Annotated in this window: 19 protein-coding genes; 13 read left to right on the top strand and 6 right to left on the bottom strand. The window is 57.8% G+C overall.

Annotated features, from left to right (window positions below; all coding sequences use genetic code 11):
- Nucleotides 1-223 precede the first annotated feature (223 nt).
- Entirely contained in the window at nucleotides 224-679 is a 456-nt protein-coding gene (locus OSH09_RS16005; protein WP_266121546.1) for a GFA family protein, read from the top strand.
- Nucleotides 680-725: 46 nt separating this feature from the next.
- Here the strand turns inward: OSH09_RS16005 and OSH09_RS16000 are convergent, their stop codons facing one another.
- The 3 genes from OSH09_RS16000 to OSH09_RS15990 form a co-directional block, all read right to left on the bottom strand.
- Nucleotides 726-1,418 carry a GntR family transcriptional regulator gene (locus OSH09_RS16000; RefSeq protein ID WP_266121545.1) on the bottom strand — a complete coding sequence of 231 codons (693 nt, stop codon included), beginning with the start codon at nucleotides 1,416-1,418 and terminating at the stop codon, nucleotides 726-728.
- 125 nt (nucleotides 1,419-1,543) lie between these two features.
- Nucleotides 1,544-2,641 carry a porin gene (locus OSH09_RS15995; protein WP_266121544.1) on the bottom strand — a complete coding sequence of 366 codons (1,098 nt, stop codon included), beginning with the start codon at nucleotides 2,639-2,641 and terminating at the stop codon, nucleotides 1,544-1,546.
- Nucleotides 2,638-3,996 carry an MFS transporter gene (locus OSH09_RS15990; protein ID WP_266121543.1) on the bottom strand — a complete coding sequence of 453 codons (1,359 nt, stop codon included), beginning with the start codon at nucleotides 3,994-3,996 and terminating at the stop codon, nucleotides 2,638-2,640. The genes OSH09_RS15995 and OSH09_RS15990 overlap by 4 nt, the downstream gene beginning before the upstream one ends.
- Nucleotides 3,997-4,253: 257 nt before the next feature.
- Here OSH09_RS15990 and argE point away from each other — a divergent pair, with 257 nt between their 5' ends.
- The 11 genes from argE (at nucleotide 4,254) to OSH09_RS15935 (ending at nucleotide 15,988) form a co-directional block, all read left to right on the top strand.
- Nucleotides 4,254-5,423 (top strand): acetylornithine deacetylase, encoded by a 1,170-nt coding sequence (gene argE / locus OSH09_RS15985; RefSeq protein WP_207872726.1) that lies wholly within the window; start codon nucleotides 4,254-4,256, stop codon nucleotides 5,421-5,423.
- Between the two features lie 58 nt (nucleotides 5,424-5,481).
- Nucleotides 5,482-6,675, top strand: coding sequence for a pyridoxal phosphate-dependent aminotransferase (locus OSH09_RS15980; protein ID WP_266121542.1), 1,194 nt, complete (start codon nucleotides 5,482-5,484; stop codon nucleotides 6,673-6,675).
- Nucleotides 6,676-7,002: 327 nt separating this feature from the next.
- Nucleotides 7,003-8,160: an ABC transporter substrate-binding protein gene (locus tag OSH09_RS15975; RefSeq protein WP_266121541.1), complete on the top strand. Its 1,158-nt coding sequence runs from the start codon at nucleotides 7,003-7,005 to the stop codon at nucleotides 8,158-8,160.
- Nucleotides 8,161-8,227: 67 nt separating this feature from the next.
- A complete protein-coding gene (locus OSH09_RS15970) occupies nucleotides 8,228-9,085 on the top strand; it encodes a branched-chain amino acid ABC transporter permease (RefSeq protein WP_094195137.1) in 858 nt (285 codons plus the stop codon).
- Nucleotides 9,082-10,062 carry a branched-chain amino acid ABC transporter permease gene (locus tag OSH09_RS15965; RefSeq protein ID WP_094195138.1) on the top strand — a complete coding sequence of 327 codons (981 nt, stop codon included), beginning with the start codon at nucleotides 9,082-9,084 and terminating at the stop codon, nucleotides 10,060-10,062. Before OSH09_RS15970 ends, OSH09_RS15965 begins: the two co-directional genes overlap by 4 nt.
- Nucleotides 10,059-11,666 (top strand): ATP-binding cassette domain-containing protein, encoded by a 1,608-nt coding sequence (locus tag OSH09_RS15960; RefSeq protein WP_266121540.1) that lies wholly within the window; start codon nucleotides 10,059-10,061, stop codon nucleotides 11,664-11,666. The genes OSH09_RS15965 and OSH09_RS15960 overlap by 4 nt, the downstream gene beginning before the upstream one ends.
- On the top strand, nucleotides 11,659-13,176 hold the full coding sequence (locus tag OSH09_RS15955) for a class I adenylate-forming enzyme family protein (protein WP_266121539.1): 1,518 nt from the start codon (nucleotides 11,659-11,661) through the stop codon (nucleotides 13,174-13,176). Before OSH09_RS15960 ends, OSH09_RS15955 begins: the two co-directional genes overlap by 8 nt.
- The gene (locus OSH09_RS15950; protein ID WP_266121538.1) at nucleotides 13,176-13,547 is read left to right on the top strand and encodes a hypothetical protein; all 372 of its coding nucleotides are present in this window, start codon (nucleotides 13,176-13,178) and stop codon (nucleotides 13,545-13,547) included. Before OSH09_RS15955 ends, OSH09_RS15950 begins: the two co-directional genes overlap by 1 nt.
- A 2-nt stretch (nucleotides 13,548-13,549) precedes the next feature.
- Entirely contained in the window at nucleotides 13,550-14,350 is an 801-nt protein-coding gene (locus OSH09_RS15945) for an alpha/beta fold hydrolase (protein ID WP_266121537.1), read from the top strand.
- A gap of 12 nt (nucleotides 14,351-14,362) precedes the next feature.
- On the top strand, nucleotides 14,363-15,130 hold the full coding sequence (locus OSH09_RS15940) for a GntR family transcriptional regulator (RefSeq protein WP_207872734.1): 768 nt from the start codon (nucleotides 14,363-14,365) through the stop codon (nucleotides 15,128-15,130).
- Nucleotides 15,131-15,157: 27 nt separating this feature from the next.
- Entirely contained in the window at nucleotides 15,158-15,988 is an 831-nt protein-coding gene (locus OSH09_RS15935) for an enoyl-CoA hydratase/isomerase family protein (protein ID WP_266121536.1), read from the top strand.
- 52 nt (nucleotides 15,989-16,040) lie between these two features.
- Here the strand turns inward: OSH09_RS15935 and OSH09_RS15930 are convergent, their stop codons facing one another.
- The 3 genes from OSH09_RS15930 to OSH09_RS15920 are packed head-to-tail and all read right to left on the bottom strand — an operon-like array spanning nucleotide 16,041 to nucleotide 18,559.
- Nucleotides 16,041-16,796, bottom strand: coding sequence for an arylmalonate decarboxylase (locus OSH09_RS15930; protein ID WP_207872736.1), 756 nt, complete (start codon nucleotides 16,794-16,796; stop codon nucleotides 16,041-16,043).
- A 17-nt stretch (nucleotides 16,797-16,813) separates the two neighbouring features.
- Nucleotides 16,814-17,782, bottom strand: coding sequence for a Bug family tripartite tricarboxylate transporter substrate binding protein (locus tag OSH09_RS15925; protein WP_266121535.1), 969 nt, complete (start codon nucleotides 17,780-17,782; stop codon nucleotides 16,814-16,816).
- 48 nt (nucleotides 17,783-17,830) lie between these two features.
- The gene (locus OSH09_RS15920; RefSeq protein WP_207872738.1) at nucleotides 17,831-18,559 is read right to left on the bottom strand and encodes a GntR family transcriptional regulator; all 729 of its coding nucleotides are present in this window, start codon (nucleotides 18,557-18,559) and stop codon (nucleotides 17,831-17,833) included.
- 205 nt (nucleotides 18,560-18,764) lie between these two features.
- Here OSH09_RS15920 and OSH09_RS15915 point away from each other — a divergent pair, with 205 nt between their 5' ends.
- A complete protein-coding gene (locus OSH09_RS15915) occupies nucleotides 18,765-19,691 on the top strand; it encodes a DMT family transporter (RefSeq protein WP_266121534.1) in 927 nt (308 codons plus the stop codon).
- Nucleotides 19,692-19,705 lie beyond the last annotated feature (14 nt).

The following is a 19,705-nucleotide window of genomic DNA, read 5'->3' as shown; positions in this document are numbered from 1 at the left end:
TAAGTAGTAAAAGACAGGAGTGCTTCAATGCTAGGCCGACAAGGAAAGAGAGGCAAACCTTATAGCCATGAACAACCCCGTAAGGACCAAGGCTAATTAACGTTGTCCCTGTACTGCTTGCCCTCGGCTTGGCGTTTGACAGCGCGGTCTTTGTAGCCATCTTTAGGGCGGTGATTTAGCATGGTGCTGGTTTTATACGAATCTACTTAGCGTGAAATTGACCATGACTGAAAGCACGACCGATGCCCGCCCTGTTTACAAGGCCGCCTGCCATTGCGGTATGGTCCGTTTTGCGGTGAAGTTAAGTGATGGATTGCGTTCTGCACGCCGTTGTAATTGCTCGTATTGCCGTATGCGAGGTGCTGTGGCCGTGTCGGCTGATTTGGCGGATATTCAAGTCGAGCAAGGTCAGGATGCGCTGACGCTTTATCAATTCAACACGGTGCAGGCCAAGCATTTTTTCTGTTCGCATTGTGGCATTTACACCTTTCACCAGCGTCGCTCGAATCCTGAGCAATACGGTGTCAATGTGGCCTGCATTGAAGGTATGAGTCCTTTTGATTTTGCAGAGGTGCCTGTTAATGAAGGGCGCAGCCATCCTAAAGATCGTTCGGGTAGTGGCAGCCTGATCGCAGGTTGGTTGCGCTATGAGGCCAACCCAGACCTGCCCGAAGGCTGATCACCCACCCAGACATGTGCGGGTGTTTGGTCACCGCACAGGTCTTTCAGGCCGTAGGCAAATCCACCTGCTGCCGACGCAAGAAATACGACGCCTCTGCCAGCTTCAGGAAATCCACCATTTCACTACGTGCACGCTCTGGATCACCACTGGTCAGGGCCTTGCCCAGTTTCTCCAGCGCTTCCACCGTGATGTGATAGCTGTTGGTATCCGTCGTATTGGCAAAGCGCACCTGATTGGCGTGGTCTGCGGACATGGCGATGGCGTCCAGCAGGCGCTCGTTGTGTACGCATTGCAGCCAGGCCTGGCGAAAGCTGGCGTTGGCGCTGAACATCAGGGTGGCGTCTTTGTGCACCATGGCGACTTTAGCCAGATCAATGGCTTTGCTCAGGCCTGCGTGTAACTGGTCGCGGTCAGCAATGTTGACGGCCAGTGCAGCAGCAGCCGGCTCCAGAATGCGGCGCAGTTCAAAGATGTCGCGCACCATGGCATCGGTCAGCACGGGGACCTGAAATCCCCGTGTGGTGCTGTTCAGGAGACCTTCGTTAACCAGTCGCAGCAAGGCCTGGCGCACGGGCATGCGGGTGCAGCCAAAGCGCTCGGCCAGCTCGTAATCCAGCAGGCGGTCGCCGGGGTGCCAGTCGCCCGCGTTCAAACGCTTGCGGGTGTCCCGGTAAATGGTGTCTACCAGCGTTTCTGCCTTGCTTGCCTGTGTGGATTTACCAGTCGAAGTCGCCATACGAAACCGATCAGAAAAGAATGGATGATTGTATCGTACAGACCTCGCTGCGCTGACCGGGTTTGTGCGTAGAGCATGAGCCCGGCCTGTGCTCTGCAGGTGTCCTGCTTGCGCCTGGTTTATATCTAGAACTTGGTCCGTATCCCCACCCTTAGCAAGGTCTGATTGCGGCCTGTGGAGCTGGGCATGCTGATCACGTTGGCGGTTGCGCCCTCGCCTTGTGCGTGCTGGAGAATCGCCTGGGTGTAGATATCCGTGCGCTTGGACAGGAAGTAGTCTGCCGTCAGGTTTAGCTGATGGTATTTGTTCGAGCCTAGCGTGGTCAGCCCATAGCCCGGTCCCAATACCAGATTGGGCGCTGCGCGCCAGGCGAAGCCCAGTTGGTAGTTGCGGAAGGTATGGTTCTTTTGCTGGCCATTGGGGGCGACATACAGAGCCTGTGAAAACACGCCGTAGACGGTGACTTTATCGAAGGCATAGTTCGCCCCTATGCCCCAGTCGCGCAGGTAACGGCCACCGACCCGATTGGGTGCGCCACCGCCTGTCAAAGGGCTGATATCCAGACTGGCTTCTTTCACTTCGGTGTAGGCCGCGCCTGTCGAAAAGTTGCCGTTTTTGTAGTTGGCCGTAAAGCTGATGGTGCGTCCGGTTTGGGCCTGGCCCTCACGACGTTCGGGGAAGCCATACATGGCACCCAGCTCTACACCACCAAAGGAAGGCGTCACGTATTTAACGGATTGATTGACCCGTTGGCCGCTCATCCGGTCGTTATCCAAGGGGCTGTTGGAGTAGCCGCCTGCAGACCAGGTGGGGGTGTAAAAGGCCTGCAGGGTATCGGTGAAGAAGTCGTACTGACGGCCCAGCTTCAGGCTGCCCGCGTAGTCGGACTTCAGGCCCAGCCAGGCTTGTCGACCCCATAGCGCCCCGCCCTGGCCCATTTCGCCGGTTGCCATGGAAAAACCGTTTTCCAATTGGAAGATGGCGGTCAAGCCATTGCCCAGGGATTCAGAGCCACGCAGGCCCAGGCGGTTGCCCTGCATCACACCGGTATCCAGCGTGGTTTTGGAGGGGCCGTTGGCATTGCTGATCCAGGTCAGGCCTGCGTCCAGAATCCCGTATAGGGTGACATTCTTGCTGGTTTGCGCGGTGGCGCTAGCGCTGGCGATCAGGGTAGTCAGCCCAAGGCAGCCAGCTAAAGCCAGTTTCAGGTGGGGACGCATCATTGGGCACCGCCTTTGCTGGGCACGGCGTTCAATTTAGCGGCTTGATCCAGCGCGTTTTGTTGGCGGGGCGATGGCAGTGCAAAGACGCACAAACCACCCAGCACGGCCAGACCGGCAATCGTCAGCACGGCGCTGCTGGTGTTGCCGCTCATCTCTTGAGCCAGTCCCATGGCGTAGGGGCCAAACAAGCCGCCTAATGCAGCAACCGCATTGATCAGCGCATAGCCGGTTGCGGCAGCGCGGCCACTCATGAAGTTACCACCCAAGGCCCAGACCAATGGCGTGCCGCCAATAAACATGGCTGTGGCGATGATGACGCCAATAATGCGTACGGTGGGATCGGGTGCCAAGGCCGTCATCAGCAGGCCGATGGCCCCGCCTGCGCAGGCAATGGCTAAATGCCAGCGACGCTCGCCAAAGTAGTCGGAGGAGCGGCCCAGAATCAGCATGGCCAGGGCCGAGGCGGCATACGGCAAGGCGGCGATATAGCCAATATGCGTCAGGTTCTTGATACCTGCTTCCTGGATGATGGTGGGTGTCCAGAAGATCACTGCGTAAATGCCCAGATTCAGGGACAGCAGCACACAAGCCAGCCACCACACATTGGGTTTGCCCAGCACTTCAGCGATTTTGTCCTTGCGGGGCAGTTCACGTTGCGCGTCCTGATTCAGGGTGTGCAGCAAGGTTTTTTCTTCCTGGCTGAGCCATTTGGCGTCTTCAGGACGGTTGGGCAAGGTGGCCCACAGCAAGGCGGCAACAAATACGGCGGGCAGGCCCTGCAAGAGGAACAGCCACTGCCAGTTATGCAGGTGTGCCGAGTCGGAGAATACATCCATGATCCAGCCCGACAGTGGGCCTACGATCATGCCGCCTGCAGCGGCGGCGGTAACCAATGTCGCCATGACACGGCCCTGGCGCTGCGGTGGAAACCATTGCGCCAGGTAATACACCACGCCAGGCAGAAAACCGGCTTCAGCCACGCCCAGCAGGAAACGGATGATATAGAACTGCGTGGGGGTGGTGACGAACATGGTCAGCACGGACAGGATGCCCCAGGTGACCATGATGCGTGTCAGCCAGGCGCGGGCACCAAAGCGATACAGCAAGAGGTTGCTGGGGATCTCGAACAACAAAAAGCCCACAAAGAAGATGCCCGAACCCAGGCCATAGACTTCGGCTGAAAAATTCAGATCTTCCAGCATTTGCAGCTTGGCAAAGCCCACATTGACACGGTCGATGTAGGCAACGATGTAGCTGATGAACAAGATGGGCATCAGCCGCCAGAGAATTTTGCCGAACAGCAGATCCTCGGCCTTGGAGGGGGCCGGGTCTGCGGGGCGCGATTGTTGTCTCATAGTAGTCCTTATTGGTAATCGCAGTAAGTGAATTCAGTTGAACTCATTTTTTGAGAATATATTCATTTTCATACTTGATGGTCAATAAGTGCTATAGGTATAAAACAACTTTATGAATTACTAGTTACTTGAATTTCAATGATTTTATAAAATTGAAAAGCTCAATTTCTAGTACAAACACCTAGACTCGTTGACAGCAATATACCTGCTCTATAAACTGAATTCAGTTTTAAATAATAGCAATAAGGAGCAGGCATATGAGCAGTCAGGTGGCCCCCTCGGCCCAGGTGATTGAGCACGTTTCGTCCCTGATTGGCTTTGATACGGTCAGCAGGAACTCCAATCTGGCATTGATTGAGTGGGCCGCCAACCGGCTTGAATCGGCCGGAGCCCACGTGCGTTTTGATTACAACGAATCGCGGTCCAAAGCCAATCTTCTGGCGACTTTTGGGCAGGGACCCGGAGGGGTGGTGTTGTCTGGCCATACGGACGTGGTGCCGGTGGATGGACAGGCATGGTCCAGCGATCCTTTCCAGGCCCAGATTCGGGATGGACGGCTTTTTGGCCGTGGCGCTTGTGACATGAAGGGTTTTATTGGTGTGGCCATGGCGCAGGCGCAAGCCCTGGGCGCCATGACCTTGCGCGAGCCCGTGCATCTGGCCTTGAGCTACGACGAAGAAGTGGGCTGTCTGGGCATTCCCGGCTTGATTGAAGAGATGCGTAAAGCAGGCATTCAGCCCAGTGGTTGCATTGTGGGCGAGCCCACCAGCATGCGGGTAGTCGCAGCCCATAAGGGTGGCCGCATTTACCGTTGCCGTGTCAAAGGCTGCGCCGCCCATTCCTCTTTGACGCCACACGGGCTGAACGCCATTGAGTACGCCGCCAATCTGGTGTCGCACATTCAGCATCTGGCTGATCAGGAAGCCGATAGTGGCAAGCGCATCGAAGGTTTTGATGTGCCCTTTTCCACCATTTCCACCAACACGATTTCGGGTGGCAATGGCATGAATATCATCCCGGCCCATTGCGAGTTTTCCTTTGAGTATCGCTACCTGCCGGGGGTGGACCCGGACGGCTTCATCAGCAATTTGCGCCGCTTTGCCTTCGAGCAAGTCTTGCCGCGCATGAAGGCACGCCATGGCGATGCCGCGATTGAGTTCGAGTGTCTGGGCAGCATTCCTGCCCTGGATGATGAGGACAGCCAGGAACTGAAAAAGATGGCGCTGGCCCTGTTGGGTGAATCGGCCGCACAGCGTGTGGCGTATGGCACGGAAGCGTCCTTTTTCCAGGAAGCAGGTGTGCCCAGCATTGTGTGCGGACCCGGCTCCATCACCGTGGCGCACAAGGCGGATGAGTACGTCAGCCTGGAGCAGTTGGCCGCCTGCGAGTCCTTTTTGGGCAAAGTGATCCAGTCCTTGGCTGCTTAGGGCGGGATGGTTTCCGGCAGGCGAACGGGCCTGCCTTATTCTGAAGGAACAATTTTTCATGAAGCTAGCAAAACGCATTACCGGCACCTCCCTGAAATCTTTTGGCATGTACGAGCAGGCTGCGCGCTTGCAGGGTGACACCTCGGATCTGATTCATCTGGAAGTGGGCCGCCCGCACGCGGATACGCCCGTGGCGATCAAGCAGGCGGCTGCCGATGCCTTAATGAGCGGCGATGTGCATTACAGCGATCTGCGCGGCGTGCCTGCCTTGCGCGAAGCCTTGGCTGCCAAGCTGCGCACGCAAAACAAACTGGATGTAGGCCCGGATGATGTGCTGGTCACCAACGGGCTGACGCATGCCTCCTTTACCGCCTTTTTTGCCATTCTGGACGAGGGTGATGAGGTGATCCTGCTCTCGCCGCACTACCCGCAGCATATTGGCAAAATCGAGTTGGCCGGGGCAAAGCCTGTCCTGGTGCCCTTGAACCGCGAGCAGGACTTTGCCATTGATCCGGCCGCCATCGAAACCGCTATTACTCCCCAAACCCGTATGGTGGTGCTGGTGAATCCGGCCAATCCTACGGGCCGTGTGTATCGCCGCAGCGAGCTGGAAGCGCTGGCGCAATTGGCCATCAAGCATGACCTGATCGTGGTGTCGGACGAGGTTTACGAGGACATTACCTACGACGGTGCCGAGCACATCAGCATCGCCTCCCTGCCCGGCATGCAAGAGCGCAGCGTGTCCATGTTTGCCTTCACCAAGTCCTACGCCATGGACGGCTGGCGCATTGGCTATCTGGCCGCGCCCGCTTGGTTGATGCCCGGTTTGTTGAAGATCACCGCGAACGATGTCACCCATGTGAATACCTTTATTCAGGCGGGCGCGTTGGAGGCTGTGGTGGGCCAGCAAGCCGCCCTGCGCGAGATGATTGCCGAAGATGACAGCAAGCGCCGCATGATGCTGCAACGCTTGAATGCCATGCCCAATGTCAGTTGCGCCAATGTGGAAGGCACGATTTATGCCTTTGCCGATGTACGTGCCACGGGCGTGCCGTCACAGGAACTGGCCGAGCGGCTGCTGAACGAAGCCCGTGTGGTGGTCGAGGCGGGCAGCTTCTATGGTCCGCAGGGTGAAGGCTTCTTGCGCCTGTGTTTTGGTTCCGCCTCTTATGGGCAGATCGAGCAGGCTATGGACCGCTTGCAGGTCTTTTTTGCTCAACTGGAAACACAGGCCAGCCAAACCGCCGCCTGATCGTCTGAATAACCTCGCTTACAAGGCCGCTTTCTGCCACAGAAAGCGGCCTTTCTTTATGTCCGGTGTTTACGGGCAGCCGCAGTCCACGGCAATCCAAATACTGGCTCCTGTCATGATTTTTTTATATAAACATATAGGCTAAAGTCCGTACAAATAAACCGACAGGGGTTCTCGGTGTTTTCCCTTAAATTTCGATAAATCCCCCTATAGATCAGCGTTATAAGGTCATTATCAATCCATATTTCCGTAGACAAGTATTGGCTCCTTATTATATTGTTCGTATCAAACAACAATTATGTCCGGTCAATTAATAGGAGCAGGTCCATGAAAAACGGGATTCGGGGTGTACTGGCAGCAGCAGGGATGGTGGCCGCGCTAGGCGCGCAGGCTGAAACGCTCAAGCTGGGTGTAGTGGGAGGCATGACAGGTCCAGGCGCGCCCTGGGGTCTGGCTATTGATGGTGGCGTGAAAATCGCCGTGGATGAAATCAATCAGGCCGGTGGCCTGGCTGTAGGCGACAAGAAGTACACCGTTGAAGTGCTGACTTATGACGATCATTACAAGGCAGCCGATGCGGTCACCGCCACGAATCGTCTGATCGATCAGGATGAAGTGAACTACATCATCGGCCCGATTGGTTCGGCCTCGGTCATGGCCATGAAGCCGATTACCGAGCGCAATAAGGTCATCATGCTGTCCAACAGCTATTCGACCGAGGTGCTGGATGCGAACACAAAATATATGTTCCGCGTGCTGCCTACTCAGTACGAATACAACCGCCAGTTGATCGGCTGGTTGAAGCAGGAACGCCCCGAGCTGAAACGTCTGGCGATTTTGTCGCCTAACGACGCCACCGGCTGGAGCACGCAAAAGATCCAGACCGCCGCTTACAAGGACGCCGGTTACGACGTGGCTGAAACCAAGTTCTTCGAGCGTTCGCAAAATGACTTCCGCACTTTGCTGACCAGCATTCTTGCCAAGAACGTGGACTTCATTGAACTGGATACGGTGCCGCCCGGCCCGGCCGGTATTGTGATTCGTCAGGCGCGTGAAATGGGCTTCAAAGGCCAGTTCACCAAGTTTGGTGGCAATAACGTGGCGGAAACCGTGAAGTCTGCCGGTGCAGAAAATGCCCAGGGCACCCTGGTGTACTTGTCGGCCGATCCGTCCAGCGAGCCTTACCAGAAGTTGAGCCAGGCCTACGCCAAGATTCACAGCAACAGCATGGATGACTTCGTTTTCTACTTCTACGACGCCACGCATCTGTTGTTCAAGGCGATCCAGGAAGCTGGCACGGTGGACGATACCGACGCTGTTCGTGCTCGTATCGAAGCCAACAGCAGCTTTGACGGTGTTCAGGGCGCCATTGTCTGGGGTGGCAAGGACGTGTACGGCGTCAACCACCAGATCGCGACACCGGCCTATCTGGGCGTGATCGAGGACGGCAAGGCCAAGGTCATCAACAAGTTCGACGCCCGCTAATTACCGGTTTTGTTTCAGTACGCACTCCGCCACGGCGGTGGAGTGCACCTTAATACGGTTAGCAATTATGCAGATCGCAATGCAAATCGCCATCATCGCCCTGATGTCCACTTTCGTGTATGCCCTGGTAGCCCTGGGTTTCACGCTGGTGTTTGGCATCTTGCGGGTGGTGAACTTCGCTCACGGCGAGTTCTACATGCTGGGCGCTTACGCCATGTATGTGTTTTATGGTCAGTTTGGCTGGCCTTACCTGCCCTCTATCGCGGCTGCTGCCGTGCTGGTGGGGTTCCTGGGTTTACTGGCTGAACGCGGCCTGTTCCGTCGCTTTGTGGGTGACGAGATGGGCGGCATGATCATGTCCCTGGCATTGGCCATTACCTTGCAGGCCGGGATCTCGTTGTTGTTCTCGGTGGACGAGCAATCGGTACGCCGTCCGGTGGAAGGTGCCTGGCAGATCGGCCAAGCCTTTTTCGCCAAGGATCAATTGCTGATCGTGGGCATGAGTGTGCTGGCCTTGGCAGGCTTTTATTTCCTGATCGAACGTACTCGTGTCGGTATGACGATTCGCGCGGTGGCGCAAGATCGGGAAGTGGCACGTCTGCAAGGCGTCAGTTCATGGAAGATCATGGCCCTGACCTTTGCGCTGAGCTGCGGTCTGGCCGGTTTGTCCGGCGCCTTGATGGCTCCGGTCTACACCGTGCACCCCTATATGGGCGAAGCTGTTGTGGTTAAAGCTTTCATTATTGTGGTTCTGGGTGGTCTGGGCAGCTTGCCCGGTGCGGTCATTGCCGCCCTGATTCTGAGTGTCACCGAGGCCGTGGCGTCCACCTTCTATAACGCGACTGTGGCCACCATGCTGTCCTTCCTGATCGTGATGGCCGTGTTGCTGGTCAAGCCTAGTGGCCTGATGGGGAAATCGTCATGAGCGCGATCAAAACTGCTGCTTTCTATCCACGCGACGGTGCCTTGCAATGGGCCTGGCACCTTGTCCTGATCGTGGTCTTGTTGGGCTGGCCTGTCTGGGCCGGGCAACCCCGTTTCTTTCTGCATCTGGCCATCATGGTGTCCTTGTACGCCTGCCTGGCCATGAGCATGAATCTGGTTTTGCGCATTGGACAGCTTTCGCTGGCCCATGGCGCCTTGTTTGGGCTGGGTGCGTATGCCTCCGCCATTCTTAGTCGAGATTATGGCTGGTCCTTTCCAGCCGCGTTTTTGGGCGCCGGGGTACTGACGGCAGCATTAGCTGTGATCACCGGTCCTATTTTTATGCGTATCAAGGGTGTGCATTTCGCACTCTTGACCTTCGCCCTGGGCGAAGCCGTGGTGCTGTGCTTTATCGAGTTCCACGAACTGTTTGGTGGCAATAACGGCTTTGGTCAGATTCCGCCTTTGCAAGCCAGCTTGCCGATTCCTGAAGGACGCTACGGCGTTTATCTGGTGACGGTCAGCTTTGCCCTGGTGGTGTATTTCGTGTTGCGGGCCTTGTATCGCCGCGAATGGGGCATGGTGGCGGACTCTTTGCATCAGAACGAACAACTGGTGCGCTCGGGCGGGCTGAATGTGCTGCGTTTTCGGGTCAGCGTATTTGTGCTCAGCGCCCTGATCGCCGGTTGGACAGGCAGCTTGTACGCCCATTACCAGGGCTATATCTCGCCCGACTCCTTTGGGTTCTGGACGGCTGTGAATGCCGTCATCATGAATGTGCTGGGTGGTGTGGGAGCCTTGGCCGGTGCCGTGGTGGGAGCCGCTATTTTGATCCCTCTGCCCGAGTTGCTGCGCGACCTGCAGCAGTACCAGCGCCTGATCTACGGCCTGACTTTGATTCTGCTGCTCTTGTTCATGCCGCAAGGTTTGGCTGGGCTGTGGCGTAAGTGGCGCGGCGCGCGCAAGGAGGCAGCATGAGCGTGCAATTGAATGTCCACGGCTTGAGCCGACATTTCGGTGGTATCCGTGCGGTGGACGAGGTGTCCTTCAGCACGGCACCGGGTCAGATTACGGGTGTGATTGGCCCCAACGGTGCCGGTAAAACTACGCTGTTCAATCTGATTGCCGGTACGACCAAGCCCAGCGCGGGTGCTGTCACCATGGATGGCACTGCCATTACAGGTCGGCCCTCTGCCGAGCTGGCTCGCCAGGGTTTGGTGCGTACCTTTCAGATGACGCATGTATTTGCGGGCCACACGGTATTTGAAAACCTGTACCGTGCCGCCCTGTTCCGCCAGTTTCCCTCGCCCTGGTCGCTGTTCAACCCCTGGGGTGTACGCCGTGGTCGCGAGGAAGCGGCCAGGCAGGCCGAGCAAGCACTGGCCTTGATTGGCCTGGAGTCTGTAGCCGATGAGCAGGCCGATTCGCTGGCCTACGGTTTACAGAAGATTTTGGGTGTGGGAATGGCCTTAACCGCCATGCCCCGCCTGCTTTTAATGGATGAGCCCGCTGCCGGTTTGAATCCGGTGGAAACCGTGGCGATGGCTGACTTGATTGAACGCATTCATGCCAGTGGCATTGATGTGGTGGTGGTCGAGCACGATATGGGCCTGGTGATGCGCTTGTGCCAGAAGCTGGTGGTGCTGGTTAATGGTCGTTTGTTGGCCGAAGGCCCGACGGCCCAGGTGCGCCAGGACCCACGGGTGATTGAAGCCTATTTGGGTGCGGATCTGGACAAGGAGCCGGGGCTAGAGCCGCCTGTGGATGCCCGCGCATCGCAAAATGGCATGGGACGTCCGGCCTCGGTCTCTATCGCCGGTCAGGGAGCATCCAAGGCCAGCAAGCCTGCTCCCATGTTGGAAATCAGGGATTTGAGCGTGTCCTATGGCGCGGTACGGGCTTTGGACAAAGTCAGCTTTGCGGTGGAAGAAGCCAGCGTGTGCGCCGTGATCGGTGCCAACGGCGCAGGCAAATCCACCTTGATGAAAGCCATCAGTGGGCTGGTGCCGGTTGCTGGTGGCGAAATCCTGATGGAAGGCCAGCCTATCCAGAATTTGAGCGCTGAACGACGGGTGAATCTGGGCATTGCTTTATCACCAGAAGGTCGCCGCCTGTTCCCGGAACTGACCGTGCGCGAGAATCTCTTGATGGGCGCGTATCTGCGCCGCGATCAGGCCGATATCACGGTGGATCTGGAACGTATTTACGCCTATTTCCCGCGCCTGCTGGAACGTGAGCAAAGCCAGGGTCGTCACCTCTCGGGTGGCGAACAGCAAATGTGCGCGATTGGCCGTGCCTTGATGTCTCGCCCTCGTCTGCTCTTGCTGGATGAACCCTCTTTGGGTCTGGCCCCGGCGGTCACGTTGGAAGTGGCCCGCGCAATTCGCCAGATCAGCCAGGATGGCACCACGATTGTGCTGGTGGAGCAAAACGCTCGTTTGGCCTTGAAACTGTCCAACCATGCCGTTGTGCTGGAAACCGGGCGCTTGAGCCTGGCGGGCGACAGCAAAGACATCATGAATAACCCACAGATTGCAGCGGCCTATCTGGGCCACGCCGCAGAGGCTTCGCATCATGCCTAATATTTACCAGGTCGCCATGTTTAATGCCGAGCGCTACCCCGACAAGGTCGCGGTCTCGGACGAGCGGCAGGCGCTGTCCTTTGGCCAGTTTTGTGCGCGTACGCGTGCCTTGTCGGCCTATTTGAAGGGCTTGGGCGTGAAGCCGGGGGATCGGGTAGCCATCATGACGCCCAACTCCATCGACTATCTGGCCTTGCTGCATGCAACGGCCGTGGGTGGTTTTTCTCTGGTGCCGGTCAATACCCGTTACGGTGCAGCCGAGCTGCGCTACTTGCTGAATGATGCCCAGCCCACAGTGTGTATTGTGGACCCGGCCTACCGCCCTTTGCGCGAGCAGATCGAGGCGGAAGGCGGTTTGAACAGCGCCGTGCAGTGGCTGGAACATTTGCCCGAATCCTTGCCAGACCATAGGGCGGATGATCCGGTGCAGCATCGCTTTGGCCGTGTGGGCGATGAGGACGTGGCCATCATCATGTACACCTCGGGCACGACCTCGGCCCCAAAGGGTGCCATGCTGACGCACGGCAATCTGTCGGCCAATGCCGTGAACTACATCATGGAGTTGGGTATTGATGCCAATAGCCGCTCCTTGCTGGCGACGCCGCTGTTCCATATTGGTGGTTTTGGGGTGGTGAATGGCCCCATCCTGTATGCCGGTGGCAGCTTGCACGTGGTGCCGCGTTTCGAGGCCGATGCGGTCATGGACGCGCTGCGTCTGTATCAGCCCACGCACGTATTTTTGTTGTCGGCCATGTGGGTGGGTTTGACGGATCATCCGGAGTTCAAAGAACTGTCCCTGCCCGGTGCCCAGTTTGTGCAAACGGCGGCTGCGCCCTTGGGCCAGTGGCGTCAGGATTTGATTCGCACGGTGTTCCCCAATGCTGAATTTAGCTGGGGCTTTGGCATGACAGAAAGCTGTGTCACCACCATCAAAAATCGCTATACCCAAGAGATCCTGGAGCATCCCGGCTCTATCGGCTATCTGTGGCGCCATGTGCAGTACCGCTTGGTGGATGCGGACGGCAAAGTGATGCCCGATCAGCGCGGGCCGGGCGAAATGCAGGTGCGTGGCCCGACCGTGTTCAAAGGCTATTGGCGTCAGCCCGAGCTGACCGCCCAGGTGCTGGATGCGGAGGGTTGGCTGCACACGGGTGACTTGATTCGTGTGGACGATGAAGGCTTTGCCTATTTCATGGGCCGCAGCAAAGACATGATCAAGACCGGCGGCGAAAACGTGGCCGCGCTGGAAGTGGAAAACTGTCTGGCCAGCCACACCGATGTGCGTGAGGCCGCCGCCTTTGGCCTGCCCCACGAATATTGGGGCGAAGAGCTGGTCGCCGCGATTGTGCCTGCCAATGGCCGCGAGCCGGATGTGGAATCGTTGCGCGAGTTTTGCCGCCAAAAACTGTCTGGCTTTAAAGTACCTAAACGAATCTTTATTGTGGATTCCCTGCCCCAGTCCTCTTCGGGCAAAGTGCAGAAGTTCCTTCTTCGACAAAGGTATGTCTGATGCTGACTTCTTTATCTCTGTTTGATCCTGCTGTGCTGACTGCCTGGGCACGACGTGCCAGCGCGGACGATTTTGTACGGCAGCACAGTGTGCTGGCCGATGTGTGTGTGGCCCTGCGCAATACCGAAACAGGCGAGCATATCTGGCTGGCCGTGTCCGAGCAGGGTGTGCAGGCCGGTCCTGGCCAGCGCGAGGTGCCGTTCTGGCTGGAAGGCGATAGTGCCGCCTTTGCGGATCTGGCCCAGGGTTTTCCTTTTAATCGCCTGGTGCGTCAGCATCGCTTGGTGGTGGGAGGCGATCTGCGCGCTTGCGTGCAGAACTGGATGTTGTTGTACGCCCTGACCCGTCTGACGGGCGAGCTGGAGGTCTGATCATGCCTTATGTGACAACCGCGGACGGTATCCGCGCTTATTACGATCTGGCCGGTTCTGGTCCGGCCTTGGTGATGGTGCACGGCGCCAGTCAGGACAGCCTGTCCTGGCAATATGTGCTGGACCACTTTGCACCCTTTTACACGGTGTATGCACTGGATTTGCCCGGCCACGGCAAGAGCGGCATGCCGGTGGGCGGCCCTCATACCGTCACCTCGCAAAACGCCCAGTATCTGCTGCAATTTCTGGACGCAGCGGGTATTAAGGACCCGGTCCTGATGGGCCATTCCATGGGCGGAGGCGTTGTCGCCCAGGCCGCTGCCATGGCACCCGAGCGTATTCGTGGCCTGGTGCTGGTCGATGGTGCTTCGGTGAATGTGGTGAAGTCCTCCGGCTATAACCCGCGCATTCTGGAGATGGCGCGCATCAATCCGGGCGACTGGTTTGAAGTAACTTTCCGTACCTTGATGGGCACCTTGTCCGACCCGGCCCGTGCGCTGGAAGTGGTGACCGATGCCCGACGTTGCATTCCGGCGGTGGCTTTTGCGGATATCTGCGCGTTTGGCGGCTTTCGCATGGAACAGATTCTTAATGACATCCGTTGCCCGGTGGTGATTGTGGAGGGTGGCGAGGACTGGTCTGTGCCGCCAGAGTCCGCCAGAGAGGTCGAACGCTTGCTGCGAGAGGGCAAAGTTCCAGTGGAGTATATAGAATGGCCGGGCATCGGGCATTTTCCCCAAAGTGAATGTCCTGAGCAGTTCACCCGCGACACCCTGGCAGCAATGCGCCGCCTGTCTCTTTAAGCTGAAAACCGTATGGCAAACAACGAATCCCAGTCCAGCGCCAAGCCAACCCTGTATCAGAACATGAGCGATCGCTTGTTGGAGCTGATCCGTTCGGGCCATTACCCCGTCGGTTCCAAGCTGCCCACCGAGATGGAGCTGTGCGAGATGTACGGAGTCGGTCGGCATACGGCGCGTGAAGCCATACGCAAGCTGACCGATCTGGGCTTGATCGAGCGGCGTCGGCGTGCCGGTACGACCGTCATTCGCCAGCATCCCAAACCGCAGTTTGGTCTGGCGCTGGATACCACGGACCAGTTGCAACGCTATCTGGAGTTCACCGATCTGCACGTGCACAAGAAGGCGGCCCGTGTGGACAAGCAGCCGCCTGAAACAGCACTGGACGGTGAGCCTGATGATTGGGTGAAGGTGGAAACCTACCGCAGTGTGCCGGGCAGCAAGCGCGGCATTTCCTGGACAGATATTTATCTGCGCAAGGAATACCAGGCGGTGGCGGAGTTGATTTCGACTCAGCCCGGCGGTGTGTATCCGCTGCTGGAAGAGCATTGCGGCGAAGTGGTGGAGACCATCGAAATGGAGATTTCCGCCTCACGTTTTCCGCCGCATGTCGCCCGTTTTCTGGGTTACGAGGACTCCGATCCTGCTTTGCTGATTATCCGTACCTTCCGCAATCTGGCGGGCAAGGTCATGGAAGTGGCGGTCAGCTTTTACCCACCTTATGAATTCCGCTACGTCACGCGCCTGTCGCGCAGTGATGGGAGCCACCGCTCGCAGAGCTGATTTTTCCGAACCTTTGGGGAGACATTCATGAAACGCAAATATGGCCGCAGTGTGACGGTCAAGGTGACGGGCGACCATGCGCTGGTGCGCTTTGATCGCGGCGTCAACCGTAATGCTATCGATCAGGACACTTTGCTGGCCCTGACGCAGGTGGCGCAGGATCTGGCCTTGTCGCTGGAGATTCACACCGTCGTGCTGACCGGCGCCAAGGATATTTTCTCGGCCGGGATTGATCTGAAAGACCCGCAAAAGTGGAACGACGAACAGGCCGGTTTGCTGGAGCGCCGTGACGTGGCCCAGCGCGGTGCGCGTCTGTGTCGCTTGTGGGAAGAGCTGCCGCAATTGACCATTGCCGCGATTGAAGGCGCGGCTGTCGGTGGCTCGGTGGCGTTGGCACTGGCTTGCGACTGGCGAGTGGCCTCGCAGACGTCCTTTCTGTATCTGCCTGAAGCCAAGGTGGGCCTGAACATGGGCTGGGGGGCGATTCCGCGCATGGTGAACATGCTGGGTGCCGCTCGTACCAAACGTGCCATCTTGCTGGCTGAACGCTTCGGTGCTGAACAGGCGTTGGACTGGGGGCTGCTGGATGAAGTCTGCGAACCCGGTCAGGCCGTGTCGGTGGCACAGTCTTTGGCCAAACGTGCTTCGGAGTCGCCTGCGGCGATTATTCGCATGACCAAGGAGTCGGTTAATCAGGTAGCCAATGCCATGAACCGTCTGGGCATTTATATGGACGCCGATCAGGCGCTGGTGTGTCGTGACAGCGTAGAGGGAGCCCAGGCGCGTGCAGGCTTTTTGTCGCCGGGCCGCCCCAAGGCAAAAAACTCCCCCTCGGGGGGCAGCAAGCCGAAGGCGTAGCGTGGGGGCTTTTTTTTGTCGCCGGGCCGCGCCTAGGTAAAACGGCTTTCGATCAGGCTGTTTGGCGCTCTTGTGCCAAACGCCCCATCTCCCGTGGAAATAAATCCAGCCCAGCGGTTGCCACCAGATCCCAGAAACCGGCGGGGGAACTGGACACGACGGTGACGCCCAATTTGTCCTCGACCTGACGCACAGCTTCCAGCGACACCAGGCCACCGCAAGACAGCAGCAAACCTTGTGCCTGACCGGGAGCCTGCTCCTGGGCGATGTCCCAGGTTTTCAGGCACAGATCGACCAGCTCTTGCGTGCTGATCTTGGACATGGCCGTGACGTCATTGACGCCCAAACCATAGGCGCAGACGGCCTGAATCTGGTTCTGGCTCAGGAAGTGGACCAGTCGCTGGTTCACGTCATCAATATAGGAAGAGGCGACCGCCACACGTTCAATGCCACTGACACGCAGGCCGCGCAAAATGGCATGGCTCATGGTGGAGCACGGCAGGCCAGTGGATTCGCGCAGACGCGCCACCAGCTCTTCGTTAAAGTCCGAGCCCCGGTAAAAGCTCAGCGATGTGCCCATCAGGGACACGGCCTGCGCACCACGGGCAGCCAGTTTTTGGGCGGCTTCCACCACCTGGTCGATGACCTGGTCATAGCCTTCCTTGTCCACTGAACTCAAGGCGAGTCCTTGGGCGATGAAGTCAATTTCCGGGTACATTTCCGGGCCTTCAGGAGGCACCAGACCGGCGGCGGGTGGGACGATCAGGCCCAGTACGGGGCGCTGAGCGCCAGAGTTGTCAGTCGTCATAAAAGTCGCTGCTTATTTCATTGTTTAAAGTCGAGTTGGGCGGTCTTGATGACGTTGGCCCAGCGTTCTGTTTCTTCACCCAGCCATTTTTCGGTGGCCTGGGCATCCTGATAGCCTGCTACCGAGCCTTGAGCCAGGAAGGCGTCCTGTACTTGCTTTTGCTGCATGCTGTTTGCCAGCGCCTTGCTGACGGTGGCGATCAAGGCCGGGTCCACGTTTTGTGGGGCCAGCATGAACAGCGACGGTGTCACGCTATAGCCGGGCAGTGTTTCCGATACGCTGGGCAGGTCGGGCATGCCGGGGAAGCGGCGCTCGGACAAGGTGGCCAGCAAGCGGATGCGGCCGGAGTTGGCCAAACCAATCGAGGACGCCAGGCTGGCGAAAGACATGGAGACTTCACCGGCAGCCAAGGCCTGACTGGCTGGCGCACCACCGCGATAGGGAACGTGAACCAGTTCGGTTTTGGTCTGCAAGGCAAACAGCTCGCCACCCAAATGGTGCACCGAGCCTACGCCCACCGAGGCAAAGGTTTCGGTTTGAGGGGGAGCCTTGCGAATGGCTTCGATCAGTTCAGCCACGGTTTTAATCGGGCTGTCGCCAGGGACGGCCAAGGCCAGATCGGACTGGCCCACCATGCCGATGGGAGCGAAGTCCCGCTGCAAGTCATAGCGCAGGGCTGGGTAGATATAAGGGGCGACTAGCAAGGAGGTATCGGCAAACAGCAAAGTGTTGCCATCGGCCTGGGACTTGGAGACATAGTCTGCCGAAATGGTGCCGCCTGCGCCGGACTTGTTTTCCACAATTACGGTGCGGTCCAGCTCTTTGCTCAGGGCCTGGGCGGTGACGCGGGCCAGGGTATCGACCCCGCCGCCGGGTGCAAAACCCACGACCAGACGAATAGGTTCTGCCGCGTGTACCGCAGCCAGAGGGGTTAATGTCAGGGCGAGCGCAGCCAGCGCACGCCGTGTGAAACGGCTTGCAAACATGAGAAAGTCTCCTCGGTATGAGTGGTAGTTTTTTAGCTTTTTATTGATTCAGTGCCGCATATAAAACCCGGCTAAAGGGTTGAGCTGGGCGTTCAGCCAGCTATAGCGCTCGCGCTTGTCGAACTCCCATTTCTCGGGATGGGCTTGGGCGACACGGCGCAGGGATTCTGCACCGGACAGCACATGGCTGGCTGCGGCCTGCATGGCGCTGGGGCCGTCGCGTTGGGCCAGGGCCTGGGTCAGTGCCTGATGTTCATGCCAGGACTGCTCCATGCGGTTTTCCTGATCCAGATGGCGATGGCGGTAAGGGTTGGTCAAACGGCGCAGGTGTTCAATTTGCTGCACCATGAAGGTATTGCCTGCAATGCTGTGAATCAGGGCGTGTAATTCGGCGTTGTAGGTGGCGTAGTCAGTCAGGCTTTGGCTTTGCAAGGCTTTGGCCCCGCGCTTTTGCAAACGCTCTAGTTCGCGAATCTGGGCATTGCTGATGCGGTAGGCGGCCAGTTGGGTGCAGGCTCCTTCCAGCAAGGCCAGGGTTTCCAGCATTTCTTCCAGTTCTTCAATCGTGTGCTGAGTGACAAAAATCCCGGCACGCGGGGCGATGCGCACTTGCCCGGTGGCCGCCAGTTGCAGCAAGGCCTCGCGGACTGGGGTGCGCGATACCCGGAAAAAAGTACACAGCAAGGCTTCGTCAATGGCGCTGCCAGGCGGCAGATCACCGCTGGCAATGCGGTGCTCCAGTTCGATTCGTACCCGGTCGGTATTGCTTAGCGTCATGTCTGTCTCCGAAGCCTGTTGCTATTTTTTAGGCTTAAATGATTCTAGGTAGGGCTTTTTGATATATCAATTAAGGCTTATCCGAGGGTAAAGAAAGTTTTGCCCCGTTTTGATTCGGGTCGATTTCACGGATAATCAATTTTTCGACCCCCTCCACCGGTTCGGCCCAAGGGGCGAAGCACGCTATTTTTCGGATAAAAAAACCATGAGCGAAGAACGTAAACCCCTGGACGGCTTGGCCAGCAGTGCCATGCTGGTTCTGTGCCTGATCTGGAGCTTTCAGCAGATTTTGCTGAAGGCCACGGCACAGGATATGGCACCGATCTTTCAGATTGGTTTGCGTTCCGGCGTGGCCTGTGTATTGGTGGCGCTGCTGGTTTTGCTGCGTACGCGTACGCTGGCCTTTTCACCGGGGGCCTGGAAGCCGGGGCTGATGGCAGGTTTGCTGTTTGCACTGGAGTATCTGCTGCTGGGCGAGAGCCTGCGCTTTACCTCCGCCGCCCACGTGGTGGTGTTTCTGTACACCGCGCCGGTCTTTGCGGCCTTGGGCCTGCACATCCTGCTGCCGTCTGAACGGCTGGCTCGTTTGCAATGGGTGGGGATTGGTCTGGCGGTGATTGGTATCGCCATTACCTTTTTAGGCCCGGCCAGTCTGGAAGGGGCAGATTTGGGCCGCATGTTGTTGGGCGATCTGATGGCGTTGGCCGCCGGGGCCTTGTGGGGTTTCACGACGGTGCTGATTCGTAGCACGCGTCTGTCTGCCGTACCGCCTTCCGAGGCTTTGCTGTACCAACTGTTCAGCGCTTTTGTGATCTTGATGGTGGCAGCAATGGCGAGTGGGCAAACCGAGGTGCATTGGTCGCGTTTGCTGGGGGCCAGTCTGGTGTTCCAGTCCGTGGTGGTGGCCTTCTTGAGCTTTCTGGTCTGGTTCTGGCTGCTGCGTAACTATCAGGCCTCGCGCCTGGGCGTGTTCTCCTTTGCAACGCCCTTGTTTGGTGTTCTGTTTGGGGCGTTTCTGCTGGGTGAAGCCATCGAACCGCGGTTTGTGACCGGAGCCTTGCTGGTGCTGATGGGTATTACGCTGGTCAGTGCGTATAGCTGGTTAAGTCAGCTACGACGTCGTAGAGTTTGACCGAATGAGTGATC

Origin of the sequence: Alcaligenes parafaecalis, assembly GCF_026344135.1 — a bacterium.
In the GTDB taxonomy this organism is placed as follows: domain Bacteria; phylum Pseudomonadota; class Gammaproteobacteria; order Burkholderiales; family Burkholderiaceae_B; genus Alcaligenes; species Alcaligenes parafaecalis.
This window is presented reverse-complemented; position numbering and strand designations above follow the sequence as displayed.